Origin of the sequence: Nocardioides sp. LHD-245, assembly GCF_030929495.1 — a bacterium.
Lineage (GTDB): Bacteria > Actinomycetota > Actinomycetes > Propionibacteriales > Nocardioidaceae > Nocardioides.
Genome location: NZ_JAVFWN010000006.1, coordinates 130879 through 155789, shown reverse-complemented (window position 1 = coordinate 155789; position 24911 = coordinate 130879). Strand labels below are relative to the sequence as shown.

At 71.9% G+C, this 24911-nt stretch carries 23 protein-coding genes and 1 riboswitch; of the genes, 7 read left to right on the top strand and 16 right to left on the bottom strand.

Features of this window, described 5'->3' with window-relative positions; translation table 11 throughout:
* Positions 1 to 24: 24 nt before the first annotated feature.
* The 5 genes from RB608_RS11345 to RB608_RS11325 form a co-directional block, all read right to left on the bottom strand.
* Positions 25 to 1488 carry a sugar transferase gene (locus RB608_RS11345; protein WP_308088006.1) on the bottom strand — a complete coding sequence of 488 codons (1464 nt, stop codon included), beginning with the start codon at positions 1486 to 1488 and terminating at the stop codon, positions 25 to 27.
* Positions 1489 to 1755: 267 nt separating this feature from the next.
* On the bottom strand, positions 1756 to 3432 hold the full coding sequence (locus RB608_RS11340) for a ubiquinol-cytochrome c reductase cytochrome b subunit (RefSeq protein ID WP_308088201.1): 1677 nt from the start codon (positions 3430 to 3432) through the stop codon (positions 1756 to 1758).
* A 28-nt stretch (positions 3433 to 3460) separates the two neighbouring features.
* The gene (locus RB608_RS11335) at positions 3461 to 4564 is read right to left on the bottom strand and encodes a Rieske 2Fe-2S domain-containing protein (protein WP_308088005.1); all 1104 of its coding nucleotides are present in this window, start codon (positions 4562 to 4564) and stop codon (positions 3461 to 3463) included.
* Complete coding sequence (locus RB608_RS11330) at positions 4561 to 5436, bottom strand: c-type cytochrome (RefSeq protein ID WP_392390990.1); 876 nt, start codon at positions 5434 to 5436, stop codon at positions 4561 to 4563. Before RB608_RS11330 ends, RB608_RS11335 begins: the two co-directional genes overlap by 4 nt.
* 58 nt (positions 5437 to 5494) lie before the next feature.
* The gene (locus tag RB608_RS11325) at positions 5495 to 6148 is read right to left on the bottom strand and encodes a heme-copper oxidase subunit III (protein WP_308088004.1); all 654 of its coding nucleotides are present in this window, start codon (positions 6146 to 6148) and stop codon (positions 5495 to 5497) included.
* A 103-nt stretch (positions 6149 to 6251) separates the two neighbouring features.
* On the opposite strand from RB608_RS11325, the gene RB608_RS11320 reads away from it, so the two are divergent.
* From RB608_RS11320 to trpD, 3 genes are read left to right on the top strand one after another with little or no spacing between them, the layout of a single operon-like run.
* Positions 6252 to 7229, top strand: a complete 978-nt coding sequence (locus tag RB608_RS11320; protein ID WP_308088003.1) for a cytochrome c oxidase assembly protein — start codon at positions 6252 to 6254, stop codon at positions 7227 to 7229.
* 1 nt (position 7230) lies between these two features.
* The gene (locus RB608_RS11315; RefSeq protein WP_392390996.1) at positions 7231 to 7641 is read left to right on the top strand and encodes a hypothetical protein; all 411 of its coding nucleotides are present in this window, start codon (positions 7231 to 7233) and stop codon (positions 7639 to 7641) included.
* Between the two features lie 15 nt (positions 7642 to 7656).
* Entirely contained in the window at positions 7657 to 8679 is a 1023-nt protein-coding gene (trpD, locus tag RB608_RS11310; RefSeq protein ID WP_308088001.1) for an anthranilate phosphoribosyltransferase, read from the top strand.
* Positions 8680 to 8696: 17 nt separating this feature from the next.
* Here the strand turns inward: trpD and RB608_RS11305 are convergent, their stop codons facing one another.
* From RB608_RS11305 to RB608_RS11290, 4 genes are all read right to left on the bottom strand, one after another.
* Positions 8697 to 10097, bottom strand: a complete 1401-nt coding sequence (locus RB608_RS11305; protein ID WP_308088000.1) for a hypothetical protein — start codon at positions 10095 to 10097, stop codon at positions 8697 to 8699.
* A 5-nt stretch (positions 10098 to 10102) separates the two neighbouring features.
* Complete coding sequence (locus tag RB608_RS11300) at positions 10103 to 10381, bottom strand: Lrp/AsnC ligand binding domain-containing protein (protein WP_308087999.1); 279 nt, start codon at positions 10379 to 10381, stop codon at positions 10103 to 10105.
* Complete coding sequence (locus RB608_RS11295; RefSeq protein WP_308087998.1) at positions 10378 to 12099, bottom strand: DEDD exonuclease domain-containing protein; 1722 nt, start codon at positions 12097 to 12099, stop codon at positions 10378 to 10380. Before RB608_RS11295 ends, RB608_RS11300 begins: the two co-directional genes overlap by 4 nt.
* A gap of 61 nt (positions 12100 to 12160) precedes the next feature.
* Positions 12161 to 13510 carry a hypothetical protein gene (locus tag RB608_RS11290; protein ID WP_308087997.1) on the bottom strand — a complete coding sequence of 450 codons (1350 nt, stop codon included), beginning with the start codon at positions 13508 to 13510 and terminating at the stop codon, positions 12161 to 12163.
* Between the two features lie 94 nt (positions 13511 to 13604).
* Between RB608_RS11290 and RB608_RS11285 the strand changes: the two genes are divergently transcribed.
* The 4 genes from RB608_RS11285 to RB608_RS11270 all read left to right on the top strand — a co-directional run bounded on the left by RB608_RS11285 (position 13605) and on the right by RB608_RS11270 (position 17629).
* Entirely contained in the window at positions 13605 to 13811 is a 207-nt protein-coding gene (locus RB608_RS11285) for a hypothetical protein (protein WP_282399995.1), read from the top strand.
* Between the two features lie 154 nt (positions 13812 to 13965).
* A riboswitch (cyclic di-AMP (ydaO/yuaA leader) is annotated at positions 13966 to 14151 on the top strand.
* A 13-nt stretch (positions 14152 to 14164) separates the two neighbouring features.
* Positions 14165 to 15160: an NlpC/P60 family protein gene (locus RB608_RS11280; protein WP_308087994.1), complete on the top strand. Its 996-nt coding sequence runs from the start codon at positions 14165 to 14167 to the stop codon at positions 15158 to 15160.
* Positions 15157 to 16374, top strand: coding sequence for a hypothetical protein (locus RB608_RS11275; protein WP_308087993.1), 1218 nt, complete (start codon positions 15157 to 15159; stop codon positions 16372 to 16374). The genes RB608_RS11280 and RB608_RS11275 overlap by 4 nt, the downstream gene beginning before the upstream one ends.
* 4 nt (positions 16375 to 16378) lie before the next feature.
* Entirely contained in the window at positions 16379 to 17629 is a 1251-nt protein-coding gene (locus RB608_RS11270) for a M48 family metallopeptidase (protein WP_308087992.1), read from the top strand.
* Here the strand turns inward: RB608_RS11270 and RB608_RS11265 are convergent.
* From RB608_RS11265 to RB608_RS11235, 7 genes are all read right to left on the bottom strand, one after another.
* Positions 17619 to 17783 (bottom strand): Flp family type IVb pilin, encoded by a 165-nt coding sequence (locus RB608_RS11265; RefSeq protein WP_308087991.1) that lies wholly within the window; start codon positions 17781 to 17783, stop codon positions 17619 to 17621. The genes RB608_RS11270 and RB608_RS11265 overlap by 11 nt on opposite strands.
* 112 nt (positions 17784 to 17895) lie before the next feature.
* Entirely contained in the window at positions 17896 to 18084 is a 189-nt protein-coding gene (locus RB608_RS11260; protein WP_308087989.1) for a Flp family type IVb pilin, read from the bottom strand.
* A 176-nt stretch (positions 18085 to 18260) separates the two neighbouring features.
* On the bottom strand, positions 18261 to 18923 hold the full coding sequence (locus tag RB608_RS11255) for a response regulator transcription factor (RefSeq protein ID WP_308087988.1): 663 nt from the start codon (positions 18921 to 18923) through the stop codon (positions 18261 to 18263).
* On the bottom strand, positions 18920 to 20494 hold the full coding sequence (locus tag RB608_RS11250; RefSeq protein ID WP_308087986.1) for a sensor histidine kinase: 1575 nt from the start codon (positions 20492 to 20494) through the stop codon (positions 18920 to 18922). The genes RB608_RS11255 and RB608_RS11250 overlap by 4 nt, the downstream gene beginning before the upstream one ends.
* A 30-nt stretch (positions 20495 to 20524) precedes the next feature.
* Positions 20525 to 21445 carry a type II secretion system F family protein gene (locus RB608_RS11245; RefSeq protein WP_308088199.1) on the bottom strand — a complete coding sequence of 307 codons (921 nt, stop codon included), beginning with the start codon at positions 21443 to 21445 and terminating at the stop codon, positions 20525 to 20527.
* Positions 21445 to 23382: a type II secretion system F family protein gene (locus tag RB608_RS11240; protein WP_308087985.1), complete on the bottom strand. Its 1938-nt coding sequence runs from the start codon at positions 23380 to 23382 to the stop codon at positions 21445 to 21447. The genes RB608_RS11245 and RB608_RS11240 overlap by 1 nt, the downstream gene beginning before the upstream one ends.
* On the bottom strand, positions 23382 to 24911 hold the full coding sequence (locus RB608_RS11235; RefSeq protein ID WP_308087984.1) for a CpaF family protein: 1530 nt from the start codon (positions 24909 to 24911) through the stop codon (positions 23382 to 23384). Before RB608_RS11235 ends, RB608_RS11240 begins: the two co-directional genes overlap by 1 nt.

Sequence of the window (24911 nt, the reverse complement as noted above, 5' to 3'; positions counted from 1 at the left end):
GGCAGTCAAGCAGATCGGTCGCACTCACCAGGCCCCGTCACCGCGCAGCACGGCCCGCGCCGTGCGGGCCAGGATCGCCAGGTCGGCGGCCATGGACCAGTTCTCGACGTAGGAGAGGTCGAGACGCTCGGCGTCCGCGGCGGTCAGCTCCGAGCGGCCGGACACCTGCCACAGGCCGGTCATCCCCGGTCGAACCCGCAGCCGGCGGTGCATGGCCGGGCTGTAGCAGGCGACCTCGGCGGCGACCTGGGGCCGCGGGCCGACCAGGCTCATCTGGCCGGCCAGGACGTTGAGCAGCTGCGGGAGCTCGTCGAGGGACCAGCGACGTAGGACAGCGCCGACGCGGGTCACGCGCGGATCGGCCGGCAGCTTGAAGAGCAGCGGACTCTCGCCGCGCGTGTCGACGAGGGCGGCGTGGCGGGTGGCAGCGTCCGGCACCATGCTGCGGAACTTCCACAGCCCGAACTCCTGGCCGTCGAGGCCGATCCGGCGGTGCCGGTAGAGGATCGGGCCACCGTCGTCGAGCTTGACGGCGACGGCGACGGCGAGCAGGACCGGGGCGAACAGGAGCAGCAGCAGTCCCGCGCCGACCCGGTCGAAGGCCGCCTTGCCGCGGCGGAGGGCCTGGGCGACCTGCGGCGGCTCCACGTGCACGAACGGGAGACCGGCGACCGGACGCAGCCGGATCCGCGGCCCGGCGACGTCGATCAGGTTCGGGACCACGATCAGGTCGATGTCGGTGTCCTCGAGCTCCCAGCCGACCTGACGCAGGTCGACCGAGGACGAGAAGGAGCCGCTCGCGATCAGCAGGGTGTCGGCATGGTGCTCGCGGCAGGCCTCGACGGCGGCACCGGGCCGGCCGAGCACCGGCACCGGGAACGACGGGTCGGAGGCCTCGACGCACGCCCCGACGACCCGGTAGCCCAGGTCGGGACGGCGAGCCAGGGCAGCACCCAGCTCGCTCACCGCGACCGGGTCGCCGACCACGACCATCCGGTTGACCAGCCGGTGGTTGCGGCGCAGCCGGGCGACGACCCGCCGCACGGCGTACCGCTCGAGCAGCAGCCCGGTCGTGCCGATGCCCCAGGTCAGTGCGAAGTAGCCGCGTGACATGTCGTAGTCGACGAGGTACGCCGCCATCGCGACCACGCCCGCGCCCGCCAAGGAGCCGCGGACCAGGGCCTTGAGCTCGTCGCCACCGCGGGCGAGGGTCCGGGGCGACCATGCACCGGCGAGCGCCAGCGTGGCGAGCCAGGTGGGGACCACCCAGCCGAAGTCGACGAGCGGCACTCCCGTGAGCCGGTCGACGTCGGCCGGCGGCCAGGTGGCGAAGCCGAACTTCAGGCCGACGGCCAGGACGGCGGCGAGGACGAGCGCGAGCACGTCCAGTGTGACGACGGCCGCCCGGACCCGGGCGAGGCGGCGTGCGGTGCCGCTCTTGAGGAGTGGGCGCGCCGGAGCCAGGGGAGAGGCCAGCACTGCCGTCATCGCTCCGCCCTTCCGCGTCGTCCCCACGCCGTCGTGAGCACGCTATGCGGCGGGTCGCGGCCCTCGGATCCGTCGATCTGCCGGAAATGGCGGCGCGGAGCTAGTCCTTTCGGACTAGGCCGGGCTCCCAGGTCGGAAACGTCGCGCAGCAGGCGGGGAGTCGGGAGACCCGCCCCCAGGCCAACCACCGAAGCAGAACGGACCACGCACGCGGGAACGACGAAGGCCCGGACACCCCGCGGGGGTGTCCGGGCCTTCGTCGTCGGATCAGTGCTCGGCGGGACCGTGCCGGTTGGGACCGGCGGAGATCTGCGACTCGAGCTCGTGGAGCTCGTGCTCCGCGTGGTGCTGGGCCTCGTGCAACTCCTCGACCGTGGGCTTCTGCACGTTGTCCGCGAAGAACACGGTGGCGAGCCTGGCCCGCAGCTTGCGCAGCCGCAGTCGGCGGCCGGTCACACCCGACGCCTCGATCTCCTCGGCCGTCTCCGGCCGCGGGTCGTCGTCGCGGGCCGTGAGCGTGTAGGCCTTGCTCTCCGGGATCGGCAGGTGCTTCTCGGCGTACCCGCCCTCGGGGGAGCGGACCAGGACACCCGTCTCGTAGCCGTGGAGCAGCTTGCCCTCGTCGTGACGCTGGAGCGAGATGCACCAGCGCCGCGTGATGATGAAGGCGATCACCGGACCGATGAAGACCGCGCCTCGCATGAAGTACGTGATCTGGTTGATGCTCAGGTGGAGCTTGATCGCGATGATGTCATTGCCGCCCGCGGCCCACGAGAGGCCGTAGAAGGTCATCAGTGCGACCATGACCGCGGTCCGGGTCGGCGCGTTGCGCGGCCGCTGGAGCAGGTGGTGCTCCCTCTTGTCGCCGGTGATCCAGGACTCGATGAACGGCAGCGCCATCAGGAGCATCAGCAGCAGCGGAGGCATCACCAGGATCGGGAGCATGACGTTCCAGGAGAGCGTGATGCCCCAGATATGGGTCTCCCAGGCCGGGATGATCCGGAGCAGACCGTCGGGCCAGCCCATGTACCAGTCGGGCTGGGAGCCCGCGGTGACCTTGGACGGGTCGTACGGACCGATCTTCCAGACCGCGTTGATCGAGAACAGGCCGCCCAGCATCGCGATCGTGCCGAACACGATGAAGAAGAAGCCGCCCGCCTTGGCCGCGTAGACCGGGAGCATCGGGTAGCCCACGACATTGCCCTCGGTCCGGCCGGGGCCGGCCCACTGCGTGTGCTTGTGGTAGACGAGCAGCAGCATGTGCGCCGCGATGAGCGCGAGCAGCAGACCCGGGATCAGCAGGATGTGCACCGCGTAGAACCGGGGGATGATCGAGTCGCCCGGGAACTCGCCGCCGAACACGAAGAACGACATGTAGGAGCCGACCACGGGGGAGGCCTTCATGAAGCCGTCCGCGGCCCGCACGCCCGTGCCCGAGAGCAGGTCGTCGGGGAGCGAGTAGCCGGTGAAGCCCTCGAGCGTGCCGAGCAGCAGGAGCAGGCAGCCGATGACCCAGTTCAGCTCGCGCGGCTTGCGGAACGCGCCGGTCAGGTAGACCCGGAGCATGTGGATCATCATCGAGGCGATGAAGACGTGTGCGGCCCAGTGGTGCATCTGCCTCATGAGCAGACCGCCGCGGACGTCGAAGGAGATGTCCATCGTCGAGGCGAACGCCGAGGACATGTGGACGCCACGGAGCGGGTCGTAGGCGCCGTTGTACTGGATCTCGGTCATGCTCGGGTCGAACCACAGGGTCAGGAAGACACCGGTCAGCAGCAGGACGACGAAGCTCCACAGAGCGATCTCGCCGAGCATGAAGGACCAGTGGTCCGGGAACACCTTGCGGATGTTCTTCTTCATCGCCGTGCCGAGGCCGAGGCGCTCGTCGGCCCATGTGGCGATGGCGCCGGCGGCCTTGCCACCCTTGGCGGTGGCGGGCGTCATGCCGTTGGTCGAGGCGACCTTGCTCACATCAACGCTCATAGTAGTCACGCTCCCAGAAGCTCGGGCCGACCGGCTCGTCGAAGTCGCTCTGCGCGACCAGGTAGCCCTCGTCGTCGACGGCGATCGGCAGCTGCGGCAGTGGACGGCCGGCGGGGCCGAACACCACCTTGCCGGAGTCGGCGAGGTCGAAGGTGGACTGGTGGCACGGGCAGAGCAGGTGGTGCGTCGTGCGCTCGTTCAGCGAGATCGGGCAGCCGACGTGGGTGCAGATCTTCGAGTAGGCGACGATCCCGTCGACCGACCAGTTCTGGCGGCTCTCGCCCTTCGCGTCCTTGCCCGGGATGATGTCGCCCGGGTTCATCCGCAGCAGGATCAGCGACGCCTTCGACTTGTGGATCTGGAGGTTAACGCCCTCGACCTCGAGCGGGTCGATGTCGTAGCGCTCCGGGTTGTGCAGCGCGTCGGGCTGGCAGTTGACCAGGTCGCCGATCTCGAGGTCCGAGGCGAGGATCGGGGTCCAGATGCCGTCGCGGACGATCCGCATCGGCTTGTCCTCCAGCCCCTTGCCCCAGATCGTGTGGTAGAGCTTGTCGCCCGGCAGCGGACCGAGGTCGCGCAGCAGTACGACGGCCGGGAGGCCGAGCAGGCCGACCGCGCCGAGCAGCGAGTTGCGGATCAGCGGCCGCCGGCCGATGCCGGACTCGGTGAGGCCGTCGGTGATCGCCTGGACGGCGACCTCGCGGTCCTCGTCGGAGGAGCGCGCGGGGTGACGGAGCTCGACGATCTCGTGGTCGGCCATGAGCTTGCGGGCCCAGTGGATGACGCCGACGCCGATGAGCATCAGGGCGAGCCCGAGGGTGAAGCCCAGGGCCATGGTCGAGGCGCCGAAGCCGGCGACGACGTCCCAGTCGTCGCCGATGTCGAAGGTGAAGTAGGCGACCAGGAAGAGGATCGTGCAGACCGCCGACAGGCCGAACAGCGTGGCGACCTGGCGCTCGGCGCGCTTCTCCTTGGCGGGGTCGACGTCGGTGGGGCGCCACTGGTGCTCGGGCAGACCCGGGTCCGGGATCGGCCCGGTGACCGCGAGCTCGCCCCCGTGCGGGTCGGAGTGGGTGTCGTGTGCGTCGGTCACGCTGCCGCCTCGTCCTTCTTCTTGCTCGAGCGGGTGGTGTGCGCGGCGATCCAGACGGCGAAGCCGATCAGGAGGCCGATGCCGCCGACCCAGGCGATGATGCCTTCGCTGACAGGGCCGAGACTGCCGAGCGTGAAGCCGGCGTAGCTCGGGCTCTCGTCCAGCTTGTTGAGGTAGGCGATGACCGCCTTCTTGTCCTCGGGCGGGATGTTGCCGTCCGAGAAGGTGTCCATCGACTGGGGACCGGTGAGCATCGCCTCGTAGATGTGCTTGGAGTCGACGCCGCGGATCTTGGGCGCGTAGCCGCCGCGCGGCATGGCGCCGCCGGAGCCCTCGAAGTTGTGGCACGCGGTGCAGTTGGCGAGGAAGATCTGGCCGCCACGGGTGACGAGCTCCTGGACCTCCTCCTCGCTCATGCCCGCGGTCGAGTAGAGCTCCTTGTCCGGGATGGCCGGCCCGGTGCCGAGCGAGGCGACGAACGCCGCCAGCGCGGCGGTCTCCTCCTTGGTGTAGACGACCTCCTTGCGCGGCGCCTGGGCGCCGGGCTGGGCCATCGGCATGCGACCGGTGCCGACCTGGAAGTCGACCGCGGCGGCACCGACGTCGGTCAGGGCCGGACCGTACTGCGAGCCACCCTGGGTGAGCACGCCCTCGCCGTTCTGGCCGTGGCAGAAGGCACAGCCGACCAGGAAGAGCTCGCGTCCGTCCTTGACCAGCTCCGCCTGGCTCTGGTCGGTGTCCGCTTGGGCCGGCGCGAGCGCCGCGTAGAGACCACCCGTCAGCAGCAGGCCACAGACGAGCACCAGGAGTCCGGCGATCGGTCCGCGGCGGTGCCGCGAGAGTCGACCGGCGGATCGGTTCAGAAGGCGCACATTCAGTCCTTGTCAGTCCGGAAGATCCAACAGCTCTTCGTCATCAGGGTCCGCCGCGTCACTTGATCAGGTAGATCGTCGCGAACAGGCCGATCCACACGACGTCGACGAAGTGCCAGTAGTAGGAGACGACGATCGCGCTGACCGCCTGCTCGTGGGTGAAGCGTCTGGCGGCGTAGGTGCGGCCGAGGACGAAGAGGAAGGCGATGAGGCCGCCGGTCACGTGGATGCCGTGGAACCCGGTGGTCAGGTAGAACATCGTGCCGTAGGCGTCGTTGGGGATCGTGACGCCCTCGTGGATGAGCTCGGCGTACTCGAGCGCCTGGCCGCCGACGAAGATCGCGCCCATGACGTAGGTCAGGATGAACCACTCGCGCAGGCCCCACTTGCCGACCTGCAGCAGCGAGCCGGCCCGCGAGACCTGGCCGCGCTCGGCGGCGAACACGCCGAGCTGGCAGGTGAACGACGACAGCACCAGGATCGTGGTGTTGACCGACGCGAACGGCACGTTCAGCAGCTCGGTGTTCTCCGCCCACATCTCGGGTGAGACCGAGCGGATCGTGAAGTACGCGGCGAACAGGGCCGCGAAGAACATGAGCTCGCTGGACAGCCAGATGATGGTGCCGACGGCGACCATGCTGGGTCGGTCGTGCTGGCCGTGCAGGCGCGAGGCCGGAAGAGATGCCGAAGCTGAGATCGCCACGGGCGCCATTATGGCGTCTATCGCCGTGGGGCGGCACCCGACCCCCCGTTCTGAGCGATAACCACGCACGACCTAGGCTCGAATAGGTCCTGAACGGGTCGGGGAGGTGCGCATGGTGCTGGTGTGGTCCTCCGTGGCGGCCGGGGGCGAGAGCCTGCCCCCGTTCGACGCCGGGACGCTCCTGTCCCAGTGGGGTCTCGCGCCGCTGCCGCTCGTCGTGACCGTCTGGGCCGGCGGCCTGTACGCCGTCGGCGTGCTCGCGCTGCGCCGGCGCGGCGACCGGTGGCCCGTCGGACGCTCCATCGCCTGGGCTCTCGGCCTGCTCGCGTTCTACCTCGCGACCTCGTCCGGTCTGGCGGCGTACGACACGGTGCTGCTGAGCGCGCACATGGTCCAGCACATGGTGCTGTCGATGGTCGTGCCGCTCTCGCTCGCACTCGGCGCCCCTGTCACCCTGGCCCTGCGTACCCTGCCCCGGCGCCCGCGGGGCTGGCTGCTCACCCTGCTGCACTCGCGTCTGGCCCGGGTGCTGGCCTTCCCGCCGCTGACCTTCGGCCTCTACGTGATCTCGCCGTGGGCCCTCTACTTCACCGGCTGGTACGACGCCTCGCTCCGCTCGACCTACGTCCACGAGATGATGCACGTCCACCTCGTCGCTGTCGGCACGCTCTTCTTCTGGCCGATCGTCGGCGTCGATCCACTGCCCGGCCGGGTGGCCCACCCGTTCCGGGTGCTGCTGACGGTGATGACGCTGCCCTTCCACGCCTTCCTGGGCGTCACGATCATGGGTCAGAAGACCCTGCTCGGAGGCGACTGGTATCCCGCGCTCCACGACGGCCCGCTCGGCGCCTGGCTCCCGGACCCGTACGAGGACCAGAGGCTCGCCGGAGGCATCCTGTGGGGCGCGGGCGACCTGGTCGGCCTGGTGTTCTTCGTGGTGCTGTTCGTGCAGTGGGTGCGTTCCTCGATGCGCGAGGCACAACGCGAGGATCGACGACTCGACCGCCTCGAGCGCCTCGAGCGCCGGCAGGAGCTCGAACGGCACGCCGCGACCGAGGTCACACCGGCGGAGCGGTCGCCCTCCGAGTAGCATCGCGCAGGTGACTTCTCAGAAGGCTCTGAAAGTGCTCGTCTACAGCGACGACGTCCACACGCGCGAGCAGGTCATCCTGGCGTTGGGCCGGCGGCCCCACCCGGACCTGCCGGAGCTGGAGTACGTCGAGGTCGCGACGGAGCCCGTGGTCATCCAGAACATGGACGCCGGCGAGCTCGCCCTCGCCATCCTCGACGGCGAGGCGGTCCCGGCCGGCGGCATGGGCATCGCCAAGCAGCTGAAGGACGAGATCCTCGACTGCCCGCCGCTGGTGGTGCTCACCGGCCGGCCCCAGGACGCCTGGCTGGCGACCTGGTCGCGCGCGGACGCAGCCGTGCCCCACCCGCTCGACCCGATCCAGCTCGCGGAGGCCGTGGTCTCGCTGCTCCGCGCCCGCGTCCCTGCCTGACGTGGCGACCCCGCGATGACCTGGCCCGACGTCCTCGGCGCCCTGATCGCCGGGGACGACCTCACGCCCGCCCAGTCGGCCTGGGCGATGGGCGAGATCCTCGCCGGTGAGGCCACCCCGGCCCAGATCGCCGGCTTCATGGTCGCCCTGCGCGCCAAGGGGGAATCGATCGACGAGCTCACCGGGCTCGTCGAGGCGATGTACGCCGTGATGACGCCCATCTCGGTCCCCGGTCGGCTGCTCGACGTCGTCGGCACCGGTGGTGACCGCTCGTTCTCGGTGAACATCTCGACCATGGCCGCGATCGTCGCCGCCGGCGCCGGCGCGCTCGTGGTCAAGCACGGCAACCGGTCGGCGTCGTCGCAGGCCGGGACCGCCGACGTACTGGAGGCGCTCGGCGTCCGGCTCGACCTGCCCGCTGACCGCGTGGCCGAGGTCGCGGAGGAGGCCGGCATCACCTTCTGCTTCGCCGCGGCCTTCCATCCGGCGATGAGGCACGCCGCCGTGCCCCGCAAGGAGCTGGGGATCGGTACGGCGTTCAACGTGCTCGGGCCGCTGGCCAATCCCACCCGTCCGGCGGCTCAGGCCATCGGCTGCGCGGACGTGCGGCTCGCCCCGGTCATGGCCGGCGTGTTCGCCCGACGTGGCGTCGACGCCTGGGTGTTCCGCGGCGACGACGGGCTCGACGAGCTCACCACGACCACCACCTCGCGGCTGTGGGTCGTCCACGACGGCACGGTCGACGAGGTCGTCGTCGACCCGCCGAGCCTCGGGATCGCCCCGGCGACGGCCGAGGACCTGCGCGGCGGAGACGCTCAGCACAATGCCGGCGTGGTCCGGGATCTGCTCGAAGGGAAGACCGGCCCGGTGCGCGACGCCGTGCTGCTCAACGCCGGTGCGGCGCTCGCGGTCTACGACGCCCCCGGGGCGGCGTACGACGAGGCGCTGGCGGCGGGCATCGCGCGGGCCGCTGCGGCCGTCGACTCGGGTGCGGCTCGGGCCACGCTGGACCGTTGGGTGACAGCCGCCGCGGCGTGACCGGCTGAGAGGTTCCGCTAGCGCGGCGGCGACAGCAGGACGAGCGGCTTCTCGCCGCCGGTCTGCACCAACGACCAGCCCCGATCGGCGAGCGCATAGGCCAACGGGTCGTCGAGGGGCAGCAGCGCGGCGTCCGGCGCCAGTCGCGCCAGCGTCACGTCCCAGCCGGGCGCGAGACGCGCCAGGTCGTCGTACCGCTCCAGCTCGGTGTCGGTGTAGACGTCGCCGTAACCGTGCAGCGGGATCTCCAGCTGCGGTTCGGTCCACAGCAGGACGCTGCCGGTCGGCCAGTCGGTGAGCACGACGCTGCCCGCGGGCAGCGCGTCGAGGGCGGTGGTGAACCGCCGGACGTCGTCGGCGGAGTCGTCCAGGACGGATTGGCTGGGGGCCACCACCAGGACGAGGGCCGCGAGGGCGGCCAGGCCGGCGCTCTCGGCCCAGGAGACCCGCGGCACGGGTCGGCGCGCGGCGCCCGCGACCACGCAGGCGAGCGCGATCAGCGCCAGCGGCAGGGTGCGCTGGGAGTAGACGGCGAACACGCCGCCGAGCCCGAGCAGGCCGATGTCGTAGGGCCGGACGCCGTCGCGGCGCACGAGCAGCAGCACCGCCGCCACCAGCAGCCCGGTCACCGGCAGGGCGCCCACCGTGATCAGCTCGGGGGCGCGCCACTCGTGGAAGTACTCGGCCCGCGAGTTCACCAGCAGGACCGCCGAGAGCAGCCGGGGACCGACCGGTGTGACCAGGGCGGCCAGCAGCATCGCGACCGGCACCCCCAGCAGCGCGAGGGACGCGCGGCGGAAGGGGCGGTGCTCGACGACCACGGCGACGGCGAGCACGGCGCTCGCCCCGACGCCGAGGACCCACATGCCGTGGCAGGTCGCCCACACCCAGGCCAGCGGGACGAGCAGCCAGGGCGCGCGGCCGGTGCGGCGGGCGCGGTCCCAGGCGGCGACGACGGCGAGGAGGAACAGGTAGCTGAGCACCTGGGGGCGCAGCGACAGGCTGGGCAGCCAGCCGACCAGGACCACCGCGGTCAGCGCTGCGGCAAGGGCCGGGCCGGCGCGGTGGCGCAGCACGAGGTACAGCGTTCCGGTCAGCGCTGTCGCGACCGCGCCGAGGACGACGATCAGACCGGTGGTGCCGGCCACGTCCTCGACCCAGGACAGCCCGACCTGGGCCAGCCACTGGGTCGGCACCCAGTCGTTGGTCGACGCGCTGCTGAGCTGGCCCGGGTGGGCGATCGACCACCCGTCGCGGAACTCCTCGCCGAGGCGGAGGTGGAAGTAGGTGTCGAAGGCCCGGAACGGGCGCCGGGTCAGCAGGACCAGCAGGAGCGCGAGCAGGCACCCGACGAGGACCGGGATCGCTCGGCCGAGCAGCGGGAACCGCGGCAGCGCCGCGTCGGGCCGCTCGGTCACGTCGCTCAGTCGAGGCCGAGCGAGAACGCCGCCTCGAGATCGTGGCGGGAGTAGGCGCGGTAGGCGATGTGGGTCTCGGTGTCGACGACGCCGTCGACCTTGTTGAGACGATCGGCGACCACCGCGGCGATGTCGTCGTGGGAGCTCACCCGGACCAGCGCGATCAGGTCGATCTGGCCCGTCACGGAGTAGACCTCGCTGACGCCGTCGAGCGCCGCGATCGCCTCCGCGACCTCGGGGATCCGCGCGGTCTCGGCCTGCACGAAGACGATGGCGGTGATCATGGGCCCACCTTAGTGCTCGCGAAGGTCGGCGCGTGGCGCCCGGCGCCCTGGACCGGGCAGGTCCATTCGCCGACGACGTCGACCAGGCGCACCCCGGGCGACTCCAGCCAGCGCAGGATCCGCTCGGACTCCTCCGCGGTCGCGGCGGGTGTCGGGCCGACCTCCGGCAGCACCGTCTCGGCCGTGGCGCGCAGGTCGTCGACGTAGGTCACGGCGTCGGCGCCGGCCGGGATGACGCCCGCGGCGGCGAGGCGCCCGTGGCGCACCACGTGGACCGCCCAGCGGCCGTCGTCCTCGCGGCGCGCGGCGATCACCTCCGGGCAGCCGGTGAGCGCGGTCAGCCGCTGACTGCGGGCCGCGGCGCGGACGAAGTCGGCCAGCCGGTCGCGGTGGTGGGCCGCCTCCTCGAACCGCTCCTGGGCGGCCAGGTCCGACATCCGGGCCTGCACGAGGTCGACGACGTCGTCGGGGCGGCGCAGCAGCGTGTCGCGCAGCTGGCGCACGACCGCGGCGTACGTCTGCGGATCGACGCTCCCGTCGCAGGGGGACAGGCAACGGTGCATCTCGGCCAGGACGCAGGCGCTGCGTCGGGGCTGCCGGGCGAGGCGGTCGTTGCACTGCCGGATGGGGAAGACCTCGTGCAGCGCCGCCAGGGAGCTCTCCGCGGCGGCGCGGGACGAGAAGGGACCGAGATAGTCGGCATCGTCGTCGAGCACCCGCTTGACCAGGGACAGTCGCGGCCACGGCTCCCGGGTCAGTTTGAGCCAGGTGACCTTCTCGGGGTGACGGGACCGGCGGTTGTAGGGCGGCTTGTGCTCGGCGATCAGGCGCAGCTCGCGGACCGACGCCTCGAGCGGGGTCGCGCACTCGACGGCGCTGACCGACGAGGCGATCTGGACCATCTCGCCGATCCGGGTGCGCTTCTCCGATGCGGTGAAGTAGCTGCGGACTCGGCGGCGGAGGTCGCGCGACGTGCCGACGTAGAGCACCCGGGAGCTGTCGTCGCGGAACAGGTAGACGCCGGGGGCGTGCGGGAGGTGCTCGGCGAGGTGCCGCTTGCGCCGGGCCGCGCTCGCGACCTTGCTGGAGTAGCCCTGCAGCTCCTCGAGCGTGTGGACGCCCAGCCCGCCGAGTCGCTCCATCAGGCCGTGCAGCACGTCGACGGTGGCCCGGGCGTCGGCCAGCGCCCGGTGGTTGGGGGTCGTGGCGGACCGGAAGACCCGGGCCAGCGACGAGAGCTTGTGGTTGGGCGCCTCGTCGCGGGTCACCACGTGGCGCGCGAGCTTGACCGTGTCGAGGACGTCGAAGTCGGGCCAGGCGATGTCGAGCCGGAGCGCGTCGTGCTTGAGGAAGCCCACGTCGAAGCGGGCGTTGTGGGCCACGAGCACGGAGCCAGCGGCGAACTCCAGGAACGCCGGCAGCGCCGCGCGGATCGGGGGCGCGTCGGCGACCATGCCGTTGGTGATGCCGGTCAGCACGGCGATGAAGGCGGGGATGGCGGTGTGCGGGTTGACCAGGGTCTGGAACTCGCCGAGCACCTCGCCCCCGCGGACCTTGACCGCGCCGATCTCGGTGATCATGTCGCCGTCGCCGGGCGAGCCGCCGGTGGTCTCGAGGTCGACGACGCAGAAGGTGACACCGTGCAGCGGCCGGCCGAGCTCGTCGAAACCGCGCTGCGCATCCCACCGTCGGGTGCCGCTGAGGGGTGCCGCCGTCATGTCCCCGACGGTAGGCGCCACCTCCGACGCATCCCGGACGCCGCGCCCGTCCCCGGCCCGGTCAGGCCTCCCGGGGTCCCTCCCGCAGGAACATCCGGGAGAGCAGGAACACCAGGGCGATGCTGATCGCCACCCAGGCCCACAGCAGCGGGACGTCGCGCAGCCCGGAGGCGAAGGCGTTGTCGTGCCAGTGGTGCTGGAACGAGAGGGTGGGCCGGTTGAGCACGCCGCCCAGGGTGAAGGCGGCGAACTGGACGCCGATCGCGACCGTGAGCAGGACGCGCGTGCGTCTCCCCGCGATGTCGGCGGCCAGGACCAGCGCGGGAGTCGCGCAGGCGAGGAACTCCAGCCCCAGCCGGTAGCCGTAGATCCCGTCACCGCCGTGGAAGGCGTTCACCCATCCCTGGAGCAGGGTGTACAGCACCCCGGACACGAGGAGTGCCCGGCACCACATCGGCATAGTGCGCCAGGAGCGCAGCATGCAGGGCAGAAGCACTAGGACGACCGGCGTCCAGACCAGGATGCCGCGGTCCAGGGCGATCCAGAGTGCCGCCTCGTTCTCCAGGAGGCCGAGGGGTGTCGTCGAGAAGGACAGGGCCGACCCCTCGCCGCGGTCGACGTAGGTCGTCGGCGAGTACCCGCCGATGGGCAGCCACTGGCCGTAGAACCGGTGGGTCCACAGCGCGGCACCCGTCGCGACGACGGCACCGACAGCCCCCGCGCGCAGGACGATCCGGGGCGAGCGTTCGGCGTACGCGCAGGCGAGAGCCAGGCCGGCAGCGATGAGCGCCGTGTGGAAGCGGCCCCACACGGCGATCCCACCGAACAGCCCGACGAGCAGCCAGCGGTCGCGGACGGCGCCGAAGGCCATCCCGCTGATGCCGAGCACCGTCAGCGTGTGGGTCCACATCCCGTCGGCCGCCACCGACCACACGGGTGTGGCCAGCGCGAACACGAGCGCGGCCGCGGTAGCGGTGCGCCGCCTCGTCAGCTGCAGCAGTGCTCCCCACATGAGGAGCACGCTGAGCGCCGTCAGCAGCGCCGCGGTCACGGTGGGAGGCACCGTGGTGAAGTCCTCGGCGTCCGGCCCGGCGTCGGTGACCCACTGGCGCAGCGCGTACGCCGGGACCCCGGCCGCGACGACGCCCGGTGAGCGCGCGATCACGGTGCGTCCGTCGTGGACGGTGGAGAACAGGTCGACCCGACTGCGGTTGATCGACGAGGTGTCGAGGCCGTCGATCGAGGGCTCGCCCGTCGCGGCGATCCGCCAGGCGCCGACGTCGGCTGACAGCACGTCGATGTGCACGCGCTGGTAGCCGGCCGTGGCGACGTAGAGCACCGCGGTGAGCAGGAACAGGACCAGCCCGACCCGGGCGGTCCGGCGATCCCGGGTGCGGTGCTCGACGCTCACGCCGGCGATTGTGTCAGTCGCGGACGGGGTGCGGGAGCCGTATGCGCGGGTCCGCCGAGGGGTTGTGTCGGGGGCTGGTGCGAGCCTCACCGGCATGACGACGAGGATCGACTGCGACACCTGCGTGGTGCGAGGTCTGGCCTGCCACGACTGTGTGGTGACGGTGCTGCTCGGGCCGCCTCCCGAGTTGGTGATCGGCGATGACGAGATGGCCGCGCTCGAGGCGCTGGCCGACGGGGGGCTGGTGCCGCCGCTGCGCCTGGTCCAGCCCGTTGACGGCCCACGGGTCGAGTCTGCGTGACCACCGTGACCCGTGTGTCTCACGGGGCAGGTGAGACGGATGTGGCGTCCGGACGCCCCGTCCGTCCCCAACACGCCCGGAGGGTTTGGCCCGGCCGCGGCCTGTGACTAGGCTGCACGCTCAGGTGTCCGAGGAAGTGGGTCGACCGACCCGCGCGGATGCCGCGCTGAGTCCGGAACCGCTCGGGGTCCGGAGCCGGGGAACCAATCACTCTGGGGTGAATCCCGCACGAGGCGCGAGGGCAGGGGTCCGCACGGACCCGGCCGGCGCGAGGAGTGCGGGTAGGGCGAGTCGTGCCCGAATCCGTCAGCTCACCCGGTAGGCGTACGACAACCAGAGGGGACCGCCAGCTCGTGCTGAACGGCCGGACACGCACCACCGCCGCGCTCGCGGCACTCGCTGTCACCGGAGCGATCACGCTGTCGATCAGCGGCGCGACGAGTCCCGCTCAGGCGGAGCCCGACATCACCACCGTCCAGGCGCGGGTCGACCGGCTCTTCCACGAGTCCGAGCAGGCGGCCGAGCGCTACAACGACGCCGAGCTCGAGCTCTCCGAGCTCAACGACGACCTGTCCTCCCTCGAGGCGGACCAGTCCCGTCAGGGCGACGCTCTCGCCGGCGTTCGCTCCGACGTGCGCGACTCCCTCATCCAGCAGTACCAGTCCGGCAGCCTCGGCCCGACCGGCGAGCTGCTGTCCGCCGACTCCCAGGGCTTCCTCGACGAGCTCTCCACCCGGTCCACCGTGGAGGGCCTGCAGGACTCGCTCCTCGCTGACTACGGCGCCGAGCTCGAGGCCTACGACATCCGCAAGGACCAGACCGCCCAGCGCCGCGATGACATCCGGCAGCTCAAGGCGACGCTCGCGGAGGAGAAGGAGACCGCCGACGCCAAGCTGGCGGAGGCGCAGGACCTGCTCTCCCAGCTCGAGGCCGAGGAGCGCGCGGCGCTCCTCTCCCGCAACGCGGGCCGCCCGATCGACGCCACCTCCATCCCGGCCTCCGGCCGTGCGGCCGCGGCGATCGAGTACGCGCTCGCCCAGGTCGGCGACGCCTACGTCTGGGGCGCCGCCGGCCCCAACGCCTTCGACTGCTCGGGCCTGACGATGATGGCCTACGCCCAGGCCGACGTGAGCCTGCCGCACTCCTCGCGCGCCCAGTACGGCAGCGGGGCCCGGGTCGCGAAGAGCGACCTGCAGCCCGGCGACCTCGTCTTCTACTACAGCCCGATCAGCCACGTCGGGATCTACCTCGGCAACGGCCTGATCGTGCACGCGGCCAACCCGGGCGCCGGCGTCAAGGTCTCCGACCTCGACGAGATGCCCTACACCGGAGCGGTCCGGCCTGGGTGAGGCCCAGGGCAGGGTGCCGCGCCCTCGCGGCGCTCCTGACGGCCGCGGCACTCGTGGCGGGTGGCTGCTCCACGGACGACTACGTGGCGCCGCCGCCGGCCGCCACCGACGACGTCGCCGACGCGGCCGCTGCGTCCGACACCCTGGCCGACCTCCAGGCCGCGATCCGCGACGCTGACGGGCCGGCTGCCGCCGACCTCGGCGCGGACGCCGCCGCGCGCGACCTGCTGACGGCCGTGGTCGCCAACGCGGCCGCGCTGGGGCTCGCCGACATCACCCTCCGCTATGTCACCGAGACCGGTCGCACGCGTGGTGACGACGGCTGGGACGGCCAGGTGGCGGTGACCTGGCAGGTCGACGGGATCGACGAGGCGTCGGCCCGCATCGAGCTCCCCGTCTCCTTCGCCGATCACGGCGCCGCGATCGCCGCGGTCGGTGGCCACGGTGCCCGGCTCCCGCTGTGGCTCACCGGCCCGCTCGCCGTACGCAGGGCCGGCGACGTGGTGGTCGCGGTGGCGGGCGAGGACGCCGGGGTCGAGCGCTACCTCGGTGCGGCCCGCCGTGCCGTCGAGCAGGTCCGCGCGGTCGTGCCCGGTGACGGTGGCCTGGTCGTGGAGGTCCCGGCCGACACCGACGGCCTGCGGCGGGCGCTCGACACCGAGCCGGGGCAGTACGACGCGATCGCGGCGATCACCGCGCCCGTCGACGGCACCGAGGCCGCGGGGAGCCCGGTGCACGTGTTCCTCAATCGAGGGATCTACGACGACCTCGACCGGGTTGCGGCCCAGGTCGTGATGACTCATGAGGCGGTGCATGCGCTCACCGACGCCGTGGCGGCTCGGCAGGCTCCCCTCTGGCTGGTGGAGGGCTTCGCCGACTACGTCGCGCTGCGCGACGTCGACCTGCCTCTGGCGACGACGGCGGGGCAGATCGCCGAGCAGGTGCGGCAGGGCGGCCTGCCGAAGGCGCTGCCCGCCCCCGGTGACTTCGATCCGGCGGCCAGCCATCTCGGCGCCGTCTACGAGGCCGCCTGGCTGGTCTGTGTCACCCTCGCCGAGCACGCGGGGGAGCGGGCGTTGGTCGAGATCTACGCCGACGTCCTCAGCGGCGGCGATCCGGTCGTCGCGGTGCGCGAGCACGCGGGCTGGACCGAGGCCGAGCTCACCGCCGCGTGGCAGGACCGGCTCGCCGGATTGCCCGGCGTGGCAGGCTGACGGCGTGCTGGACAACACCGCCGCAGTGCGCCGGGTCGCGCTCGGCACCGCGCTGGTGGGTGCCGCCGCCTTCGTGCTGATCGCCCTCGCCCGGGTGCCGTGGCATCCCGTCCCGGGCGGCCTGCCCGACCCGGTGACCGCGTCGTCGGTCTTCACGCGCGAGCAGATCGAGCGCGGCGAGCACTACGCCCTGTGGGGGCGGATCTGGAGCTGGTCCCGGCTGGCCGTCACCCTGGCTGTGGCGCTGTGGCTGGGCTTCGGCCAGACCGGGCGTCGCTGGGCGGCCCGGCTGCGTGGCTGGTGGTGGGTCCGGGTGATCATGGTGGTGCTCGCCCTGAGCCTGGTCGGCGCGCTGGTCGCCCTGCCGTTCGGCATCGCGCTGCGGATGCTCGGCCTCGACGAGGGCCTGGTCACCAGCAGCTGGGCGGCCTGGAGTCTCGACCAGGTCAAGGGTCTCCTGGTGACGGTGGTCGGCACGTCGATCGCCGTCGCTGCTCTCGTGGGCTGCATGCGACGCCTGCCGCGGCTGTGGCCCGCGGTCGCGGGCCTGGCGGCCGCCGTCCTGGTCGTGCTCGGCTCGTTCGCCTATCCGGTGGTGGTCGAGCCGGTCTTCAACCGGTTCGTGTCGCTTCCCGACGGAGCGCTGCGCTCCGACGTGCTCGCCCTCGCCGACGCGGAGGGGGTGGCGGTCGACGACGTCTTGGTCGCCGACGCGTCGCGGCGCACGACCACGCTGAACGCCTACGTCTCGGGCTTCGGGCACAGTCGTCGGGTGGTCCTCTACGACACGCTGGTCGACGACTCGCCGCGCAACGAGACGCTCTCCGTCGTCGCCCACGAGCTCGCCCACGCGAAGTACGACGACGTGCTGACCGGAACCCTGCTCGGCGCGTCCGGCGCGCTGTTGGGCGTGGGCCTGCTCGGCTTGGTGCTGCCCGGCTCCCGGCGCGGGCGGACCGACGGCGACGAGGTCTCCACGGTGCCCCGGGTCCTGGCGCTGGTCGCGCTCGCGACGCTGCTGACGGCGCCGGTCCAGAACGGGATCAGCCGGGCGATCGAGACCCGGGCGGACCGGACGGCCCTGGAGGTGACCAATGCCCCCCAGGCGTTCGTCGACCTCCAGCGCCGTCTGGCCCTGCGGTCCCACGCCGACCCCACACCTCCGGCGTGGTCGCAGTGGTGGTTCGGCTCGCACCCGACCGTGCTGCAGCGGATCGGGCTGGCCAACCGGTTCGAGGCGGGGCCTAGGGATTGACCGCGTTGTCGATGCTGGCGTTGGTGTGCTCGAAGAGGCCGACGACCTCGCCGCGGAAGAGCAGCACGGCAGACACGATCGCGGCGGCGATCAGGGCGACGAGGAGGCCGTACTCGACCGCGGTGGCGCCCCGCTGCGACGTGAGCCTTCGCATGATCAGCATCCAGAACGTCATTGCCCTGCCTGTCACGGTCGCACGGCGGAGACTCGCGAGGGCCGGAGGTCGCATCCGCAACTCCCGGCCCTCGCTCGCCCTTCGCTCCGCGTCAGCGCTTGTTGATGCTGTCGGCCGTGTCGGAGAAGGCGTCCACGATTGAGTCCTTCAGCAGGAGGACGGCCGCGATGATCGCGGCGGCGATCAGGGCGACGAGCAGGCCGTACTCGACCGCCGTCGCGCCACGCTCGTCCATCTTGGCGAGGCGGGCGTTGATGAGAAGCTGCAGGTACTGGATCATCGGGTTCTCCCTGTGTGCACTGGTGCTGCCTGTCCCCGGGGAGTGCTCCCCGATAGCGGGAACTCTGCCGGAATCGCACCGGTGAGGGATCGGGAGTTCGTCTCCTCGCGGCTAGTCACTTCGGACTAGCAGCGGACGACGTGCTGCGGGTCCCGCGGGGGCGCGGACCGTGCGGCTCAGCGGGCCGACGGCTGGACCGTCGAGAGCAGCCCGATCCGCATCGCCGTCACCAGCGCCTGGGCCCGGTTGGCGGCACCCAGCTTCTGGTAGATCCGGGCGATGTGCGACTTGGTGGTCGACTCCGACAGGTAGAGCCGCTGGCCGATCGCCGCAGCGTTGAGGCCCTCGGCGAGCAACAGCAGCACGTCGTGCTCGCGCTCGGTCAGCGCGGTGGACTCGGCCGACTGGCGGCGCATCATCGCCCCGACCAGTCCGGCGCACACGAACGCCTTGGGGGAGACCGCGGCGTGCCGGGCGGCCTTGATCACCTCGGTGGAGGGTGCGTCCTTGCCGACGAAGCCGGAGGCGCCCGCCTGCATGGCGGCGAAGATCTGCTCGTCGCCGGAGTGCATGGTGAGCACGATCAGGCCGACCGCGTCGCTCTCCTTGCGGATCGTGCGGACCACGTCGAGCCCGGTGCCGTCCTGCATCTGCAGGTCGGTGATCACGACGTGCGGCCGTACCTCGTGGTAGCGCTGGACTCCCTCGGCGACGGAACCTGCCGTCGCGATCACGCTGAGGTCGGGCTCCAGGTCGATGACGGCGCCGAGGCCGTCGCGGATCAGCTCGTGGTCGTCGACCAGGAGGACGGTGGTCGAGTCACCCGCGGGGTGGTTCATCGCTGCTCCGTGAGGATCGGGGAGGCGCCGTCGGTGGCGAGCGTGCTCCGGGGGATCTTGAGGGCGACCGTGACCGTCAGGCCGCGGCTGGCGTTGTCGCGGACCAGGAGGTCCGCGCCGATCAGTCTGGCACGTTCGCGCATGATCTTCAGCCCGTGCGAGTCGGATCGGGCCGTCTGCAGGCCCACGCCGTCGTCGGTGACCGTGATGACCGCCTCGGGCGCGTAGACCTGGCAGCGCACGTCGATGGACGTCGCCCGGGCGTGCTTGACGGCGTTGTTCATCGCCTCCTGGGCGATCCGGAAGAGCTCGGCCTCCACCTCCGGCCGTAGCCGGGTGGGCTGCTCGTCGAGCCGGACCCGGATCGGGATGCCGGACGCCTCGGAGAGGTGTCGGGCGACATTGCTGATGGCGGCGCCGAGGCTCTCGCTCTCACCGATGCTGGTGCGCAGGTTCATCACCGACTGCCGCACCTCGGCGACGACCTTGGACACCCGATCGCGCAGCATGCCGAGGGCCTGGGCCTGTTGCTCGTCGGCGGGCCGGGCGGCCAGTGCGTCGATGATGTAGCCGAGCGAGGCGATGTCCTGGGCGACACCGTCGTGCATCTCGCGCGCGAGCCGGTTGCGCTCGTCGGCGGTCGCGGTGTCGCGGAACTGCGCGAACAGCAGGGCCGCGTCCAGCTTGACCGCGATGTCGGCGAGGTCGCGGGCCACCGCGGCCAGGGGGAGCGCGCGGCCGATGTCGGAGCCGGTGGGCCGGAGTCCGGCGACGATGGCCTGCTCGCTGACCCGGAAGGCGAAGCCCTCGCCGATCGTCACCGGGTGGCCGGCCTCCGGTGCCTGCAGCCGGACGTCGCCGGCGAGCGTCTCGACGGCGACCGCGTCGGCCGGCTCGAGCTCGACCGTCGAGGCCACCGGGGAGAGGGTGTCTCCTCGGGGCACGTACAGCACGAGCGCCCGGTTGGGGATGTCGTCGCTGACCTGGCTGAGCAGCTCGCCGCCCAGCGCGCCGACGTCGAGGCCCGAGCTCAGGCTGCCGGCCAGGTCGTTGAGCTGCTTGAGGTGCTCCTGGGCGTCGCGGTAGGGGGCCAGCGGGTCGGTGACCCGGTCGGAGGAGAAGGTGACGGCAGCGATCAGGCTCAGGCCCAGCCCCGCCATGGTCCAGGTGAAGATGGCCACCGCCTGGTCCGCGGTGACCGACTCCCACCACATCAGGCCGAGCGCGACCACGGTGATCAGCTCGACGAACACGGTCCGGAGCATGGTCCGGACCCCCGCGATCGCGGTGGCGTAGAGCGGGGGGACGACGAGCGCGGCGAGGATGACCGGCGCGTCGATCATGCCGAGGGCGCAGACGACGCCGATCGCGGCGGCCTCGGTCGCGGGACTCAGCGAGAGCTCCAACTCGCGGCGGGTGGCGGTCACCCCCTGGTAGATCCAGATCCCGGCGACGGCGGCCAGCGCGAGCAGGCCCTGCTCCTGGTGGAACCAGGCGATCGGGCCGCCGATGGCCAGCAGCGCGAAGAGACGCGCCGCGCCCACCACCGCGTAGGTCTGGCTGCTCGGCATGGTCTCCACCCTAGTGCCGCAACTGCCCGCTCAGTTGCCGTTGAACGCGTCGAGGGCGTTCAGCACCGCCGGACCCATCACCACCACGAACAGGCACGGCAGGATGAAGAGGATCAGCGGGACCATGATCTTGACCGGCACCTGCTGCGCCTTCTCCTCGGCGTACTGGCGCCGCTTGACCCGGATCTCGCCGGACTGCACGCGCAACACCTGGGCGATCGGGATGCCGAAGGCGTCGGCCTGCACCATCGACCCCACGAAGGTGTTCAGGTCCTCGACGTTGCTGCGGGTGCCCATCGCCTTGAGCGCGTCCGAGCGGCTCATGCCGAGCTGCATCTCGCGCAGCACTCGGGAGAACTCCTCGGCCACCGGGCCGTCGGTGTTGCGGGCGACCTGCTGGACGGCGGCGTCGAAGCCGAGCCCGGCCTCGACGCTGATGGTGAGCAGGTCGACCGCGTCGGCCAGGGAGCGGCGGATCTGGTCGGCCCGGTGGGCCGCCTTGTTGTACAGGTAGAGGTCGGGGCCGAAGAAGCCGAGAGCCGCAGCGGCCGCAGCGACGATGACGAGCGTGGTGACCGAGCCACCGAGCAGGGCGCCGTAGGCGATCACCAGGATCGGGAGCACCACCGCGCAGATGACCTTCATCGACAGCACCCGGTCGATGGTCCAGCCGCGGGGGTTGCCGGCGAAGTCGAGCCGCCGCCGGATCCGCTCGGCCTTGTCGGCACCGGTGAGGCGGCGCCCGACGCTCAGCGCCCGGGCCTGGAACGGCGCCAGGACCCGGTCGGCGAAGGGGCGGTCGGTCTCCTCGGCGAGCTCGCGACCGGGCTGGCCGGACCGCTCCAGGGCGTCGAGCGCCCGGGCCAGTCCGTCAGGCCGCTCCTTGGCGAACGCGGCTCCCACGGCGGCGATGGCACCGATCAGCAGGACGAATGCGAGAAGGAGCAGCATCACGCCTCCACCTTGACCATGCGGGACATCCAGAAAGTGCCGATCGCCATCCACACCACGCCGAATCCGGACAGGATCCAGCCGCGCGGGTCGTGGAGCAGCGGGTCGAGGAACTCCCGGTTGACGAGGAGCAGGTACAGCAGGAACAGGACGGGCAGCGCGCAGAGGATGACGGCGGACATCCGGCCCTCGGCGGAGAGTGCCCGGACGTGCCGGCGCAGATACTGCCGCTCCCGCATGGTCGAAGCGACCGTGGTGAGCAGCTCGGCGAGGTTGCCGCCGACCTGGCGCTGGATCCGGATGGCCATCACGGCCCACCGGAAGTCCTTGCTCTCGAAGCGGTCGGCGACGCCTTCGAAGGCGTCCTCGATCGCCACGCCGATCCGGGCCTCGACGAGCACCCGTTTGAACTCGGACGCGATCGGCTCGGGGCCCTCGCGGACCACGGTGTCGACGGCCTGGGCCAGCGACAGACCGGCGCTCAGCGCGCCGGACAGGAGCTGCAGCACCTCGGGGAGGGCCGCGTCGAAGGCCCGGCGCCGGCGCCCGGCCATGTAGGTCAGGTAGAGCGGCGGCAGGAAGAAGGCCACCACCATGAGCAGGATGCCGACGATGATGCTGCCTCGTCCGAGCAGCAGGCCGATAACGCCTCCGGCGAGCACGGTGCCGATGTGGAGCAGCAGCCACTCCGACGGCTTGAACTCGCTGCCGGCGGCGGCGAGACGCCGGGTCATCCGGTCGTTGAGCGCGCTGTTGCGCTCGAGGATCCCCGCGGCGGCGGCCTTGGCCTGGTCGAGCACCGGGTCCGCCTGCGGCTTGTGCTGCTGGCGCTCCTCGAGCCCCGTCACCCGGGTGCTGTACGCCGTCACGCGGTCCGCGATGCTCATCGGGGCCGGGCGGGCCGGCACGAGCAGCAGGGCCACGGCGAGGACGCCCGCGGCGAACACGCCGATGCCGACCCACAGCAGCCAGCCGGGTGCGGTCCAGCCGGTGCCGTCGTCGGAGATCGTCGGCAGCGGCGCGGCGGCCCCGGGCGTGCTGGCGGTCTCGATCTTGGCGAGGGCGCGGGCCACCACCGGCTCACCGGAGGCGACCGGGAGGGTGACCTGGACCGTCGCCACGTCGGCCGAGAAGCCGTCCGGCAGGGGAGCGGTGACGAGGACCTGGTCGGCCAGGGCCTCGGCCTGCTCGGCGAACGCGGCGGCCAGGGCGCTGCCGCTGGACGTGATCACGTCGCCCTTGCCGGCCTCGGCGATCAGGCGCAGCGGGGCGAGCTGCTCCTCGGGGAGGTCGAGGCCGACGATGTGCACCCGGGTCCCGGCGTCCTCGATCGCCGCCGTCGCGTCCTCCAGCGAGGCCCTGCTCCCGGCGTCGGCACCGTCGGAGAGCAGCAACAGCGAGCGTTGTCCGCTGTCACCGGCCACGTCGTTGGCGGCGATGACACCGTCGTAGAGCAGGGTGTTGCGCTGCAGGGACAGGCCACCGATCACCGTGCGGGCAGCGGCGCGGTCGGTCGTCGGCGCGAGGGCGACCTCCACGGTGCTGTCGAAGTTGACGATGCCGACCTCGACGTCGTCGGGGACGGTGGCGAGGTACGTCGTGGCGGCGCGCTGGGCGGCCTCGAACCGGCCCTGTCTGCGCATCGACCTGCTGGTGTCGATGACCAGCACGGTGGTGCGCCTGACCGCCGACCCGGAGCTGGTGCTGGTCGCGGTGGCGTCCAGCTCCTCGCCGTCCAGGGTCGCGCTCGCGCCGGACAGGTCGACCCGTACGCCGGCGGGGACGTCGACCAGGATCCGGATGCCGTCACCGGTCGACTCGACATGCGCGATGCCCCCGTCCTCCGCGTGCGCCGGCCCGGCGAGCAGCAGGGCGAGGAGGGCGAGGAGGGCGGCCGGCAGCGACGCTACCCTGCGGACAGTGCGCTGCCCGCGCATCAGATGCGTTCCGTCCGGAAGATCGTCGGGTCCACCGCGACGTTGGCGTAGGCCAGCTTCTCCAGGAACTTCGGGCGCAGTCCGGTCGAGCGGAGCCGGCCGAGAACCCGGCCGTTCTCGTCGAACCCGGCCGAGTTGTCGAAGATGAAGACGTCCTGGAGCGTGATGATGTCGCCCTCCATCCGCTCCACCTCGGTGATGTGGGTGATCCGGCGCGATCCGTCCTTGAAGCGGGTCTGGTGCACGATCAGGTCGACGGCGGACGCGACCTGCTCCCGGATCGCCCGGATCGGCAGCTCCATGCCGGCCATCAGGACCATCGTCTCCATGCGCGAGAGCGTGTCGCGCGGGCCGTTGGAGTGCAGCGTGCAGATGGAGCCGTCGTGGCCGGTGTTCATCGCCTGCAGCATGTCGAGCGCGGAGGCGTCGCGGACCTCGCCGACGACGATGCGGTCGGGCCGCATGCGCAGGCTGTTGCGGACCAGGTCGCGGATCGTCACCGCGCCCTTGCCCTCGATATTGGCCGGACGCGACTCCAGCCGGACGACGTGGTCCTGTTTGAGCTGCAGCTCGGCGGCGTCCTCGATCGTCACGATCCGCTCGTCGGTGGGGATGAAGGACGACAGCACGTTGAGCGTGGTCGTCTTCCCGGCGCCGGTGCCGCCCGAGACGATGACGTTGAGCCGTCCCCGCACACAGGCGTCGAGGAAGTCCGCGGTCTGCGGCGTCAGCGAACCGAAGTTGATCAGGTCCTGCACGGTCAGCGGGTCGGTCGAGAACTTCCTGATGGTCAGGGCCGAGCCGTCGATCGCCAGCGGCGGGACGATGGCGTTGACGCGGCTGCCGTCGGGCAGCCGCGCGTCGACCATGGGGGAGGACTCGTCGACCCGGCGGCCGATGCGGGACACGATCTTGTCGATCGTGCGGCGCAGGTGCGCCTCGTCGGCGAAGTGCGCCTCGGCCTTGACCAGCCGGCCGTCCTTCTCCAGCCAGACGTCGTCGTGGCCGTTGACCATGACCTCGGAGACCTCGGGATCGCGCAGGTAGGGGTCGATCGGGCCGTAGCCGAGGATGTCGTCGGTGATCTCCTGGGTCACCCGCGCCCGGTCCGCGGCGCTGAGCGGCCGGTCCTGGGAGCCCAGGACGTCGGAGAGGACGGTGCGTACGGTCCGGTCCAGCTCGTCCTGGTCCATCTCGGCGTCGTACAGATGCGGGCCGAGCTGCTTGATCAGCTCCGCGTGCACGCTGGACTTGAGGTCCTCGAGCCGGTCGGACTCGGTGCCGGCGATCCGGCGTCCGCCCCGGCTCTCGCCGGCCGCGGCCGCGGCCCGGGAGGACAGCGGGCCGGGGGCCCGGCGCTCGGTGGCCGCCGGCTCGGTCCGCGCCGGGACCGGAACGTCGGCGGCCGGCTCGGTCGCGCCGACGACGTCGGCGAGGAGCGCGGCGTCGGCGGTCGGCGTCGCGGCGTGCCGGCCCTGGGCCGCAGCCTCACGACGGGCGGCGGCGAGACGCTCGGAGAGGCTGGACAT

Bases quoted from the DNA above. Each gene is read 5' to 3' on its own strand.
- RB608_RS11345 (WP_308088006.1), bottom strand. From the start codon at position 1,488: ATGACGGCAGTGCTGGCCTCTCCCCTGGCTCCGGCGCGCCCACTCCTC.
- RB608_RS11340 (WP_308088201.1), bottom strand. From the start codon at position 3,432: ATGACGCCCGCCACCGCCAAGGGTGGCAAGGCCGCCGGCGCCATCGCC.
- RB608_RS11325 (WP_308088004.1), bottom strand. From the start codon at position 6,148: ATGGCGCCCGTGGCGATCTCAGCTTCGGCATCTCTTCCGGCCTCGCGC.
- RB608_RS11320 (WP_308088003.1), top strand. From the start codon at position 6,252: ATGGTGCTGGTGTGGTCCTCCGTGGCGGCCGGGGGCGAGAGCCTGCCC.
- trpD (WP_308088001.1), top strand. From the start codon at position 7,657: ATGACCTGGCCCGACGTCCTCGGCGCCCTGATCGCCGGGGACGACCTC.
- RB608_RS11300 (WP_308087999.1), bottom strand. From the start codon at position 10,381: ATGATCACCGCCATCGTCTTCGTGCAGGCCGAGACCGCGCGGATCCCC.
- RB608_RS11295 (WP_308087998.1), bottom strand. From the start codon at position 12,099: ATGACGGCGGCACCCCTCAGCGGCACCCGACGGTGGGATGCGCAGCGC.
- RB608_RS11285 (WP_282399995.1), top strand. From the start codon at position 13,605: ATGACGACGAGGATCGACTGCGACACCTGCGTGGTGCGAGGTCTGGCC.
- RB608_RS11265 (WP_308087991.1), bottom strand. From the start codon at position 17,783: ATGCGAAGGCTCACGTCGCAGCGGGGCGCCACCGCGGTCGAGTACGGC.
- RB608_RS11260 (WP_308087989.1), bottom strand. From the start codon at position 18,084: ATGATCCAGTACCTGCAGCTTCTCATCAACGCCCGCCTCGCCAAGATG.
- RB608_RS11255 (WP_308087988.1), bottom strand. From the start codon at position 18,923: ATGAACCACCCCGCGGGTGACTCGACCACCGTCCTCCTGGTCGACGAC.
- RB608_RS11250 (WP_308087986.1), bottom strand. From the start codon at position 20,494: ATGCCGAGCAGCCAGACCTACGCGGTGGTGGGCGCGGCGCGTCTCTTC.
- RB608_RS11245 (WP_308088199.1), bottom strand. From the start codon at position 21,445: ATGCTGCTCCTTCTCGCATTCGTCCTGCTGATCGGTGCCATCGCCGCC.
- RB608_RS11240 (WP_308087985.1), bottom strand. From the start codon at position 23,382: ATGCGCGGGCAGCGCACTGTCCGCAGGGTAGCGTCGCTGCCGGCCGCC.
- RB608_RS11235 (WP_308087984.1), bottom strand. From the start codon at position 24,911: ATGTCCAGCCTCTCCGAGCGTCTCGCCGCCGCCCGTCGTGAGGCTGCG.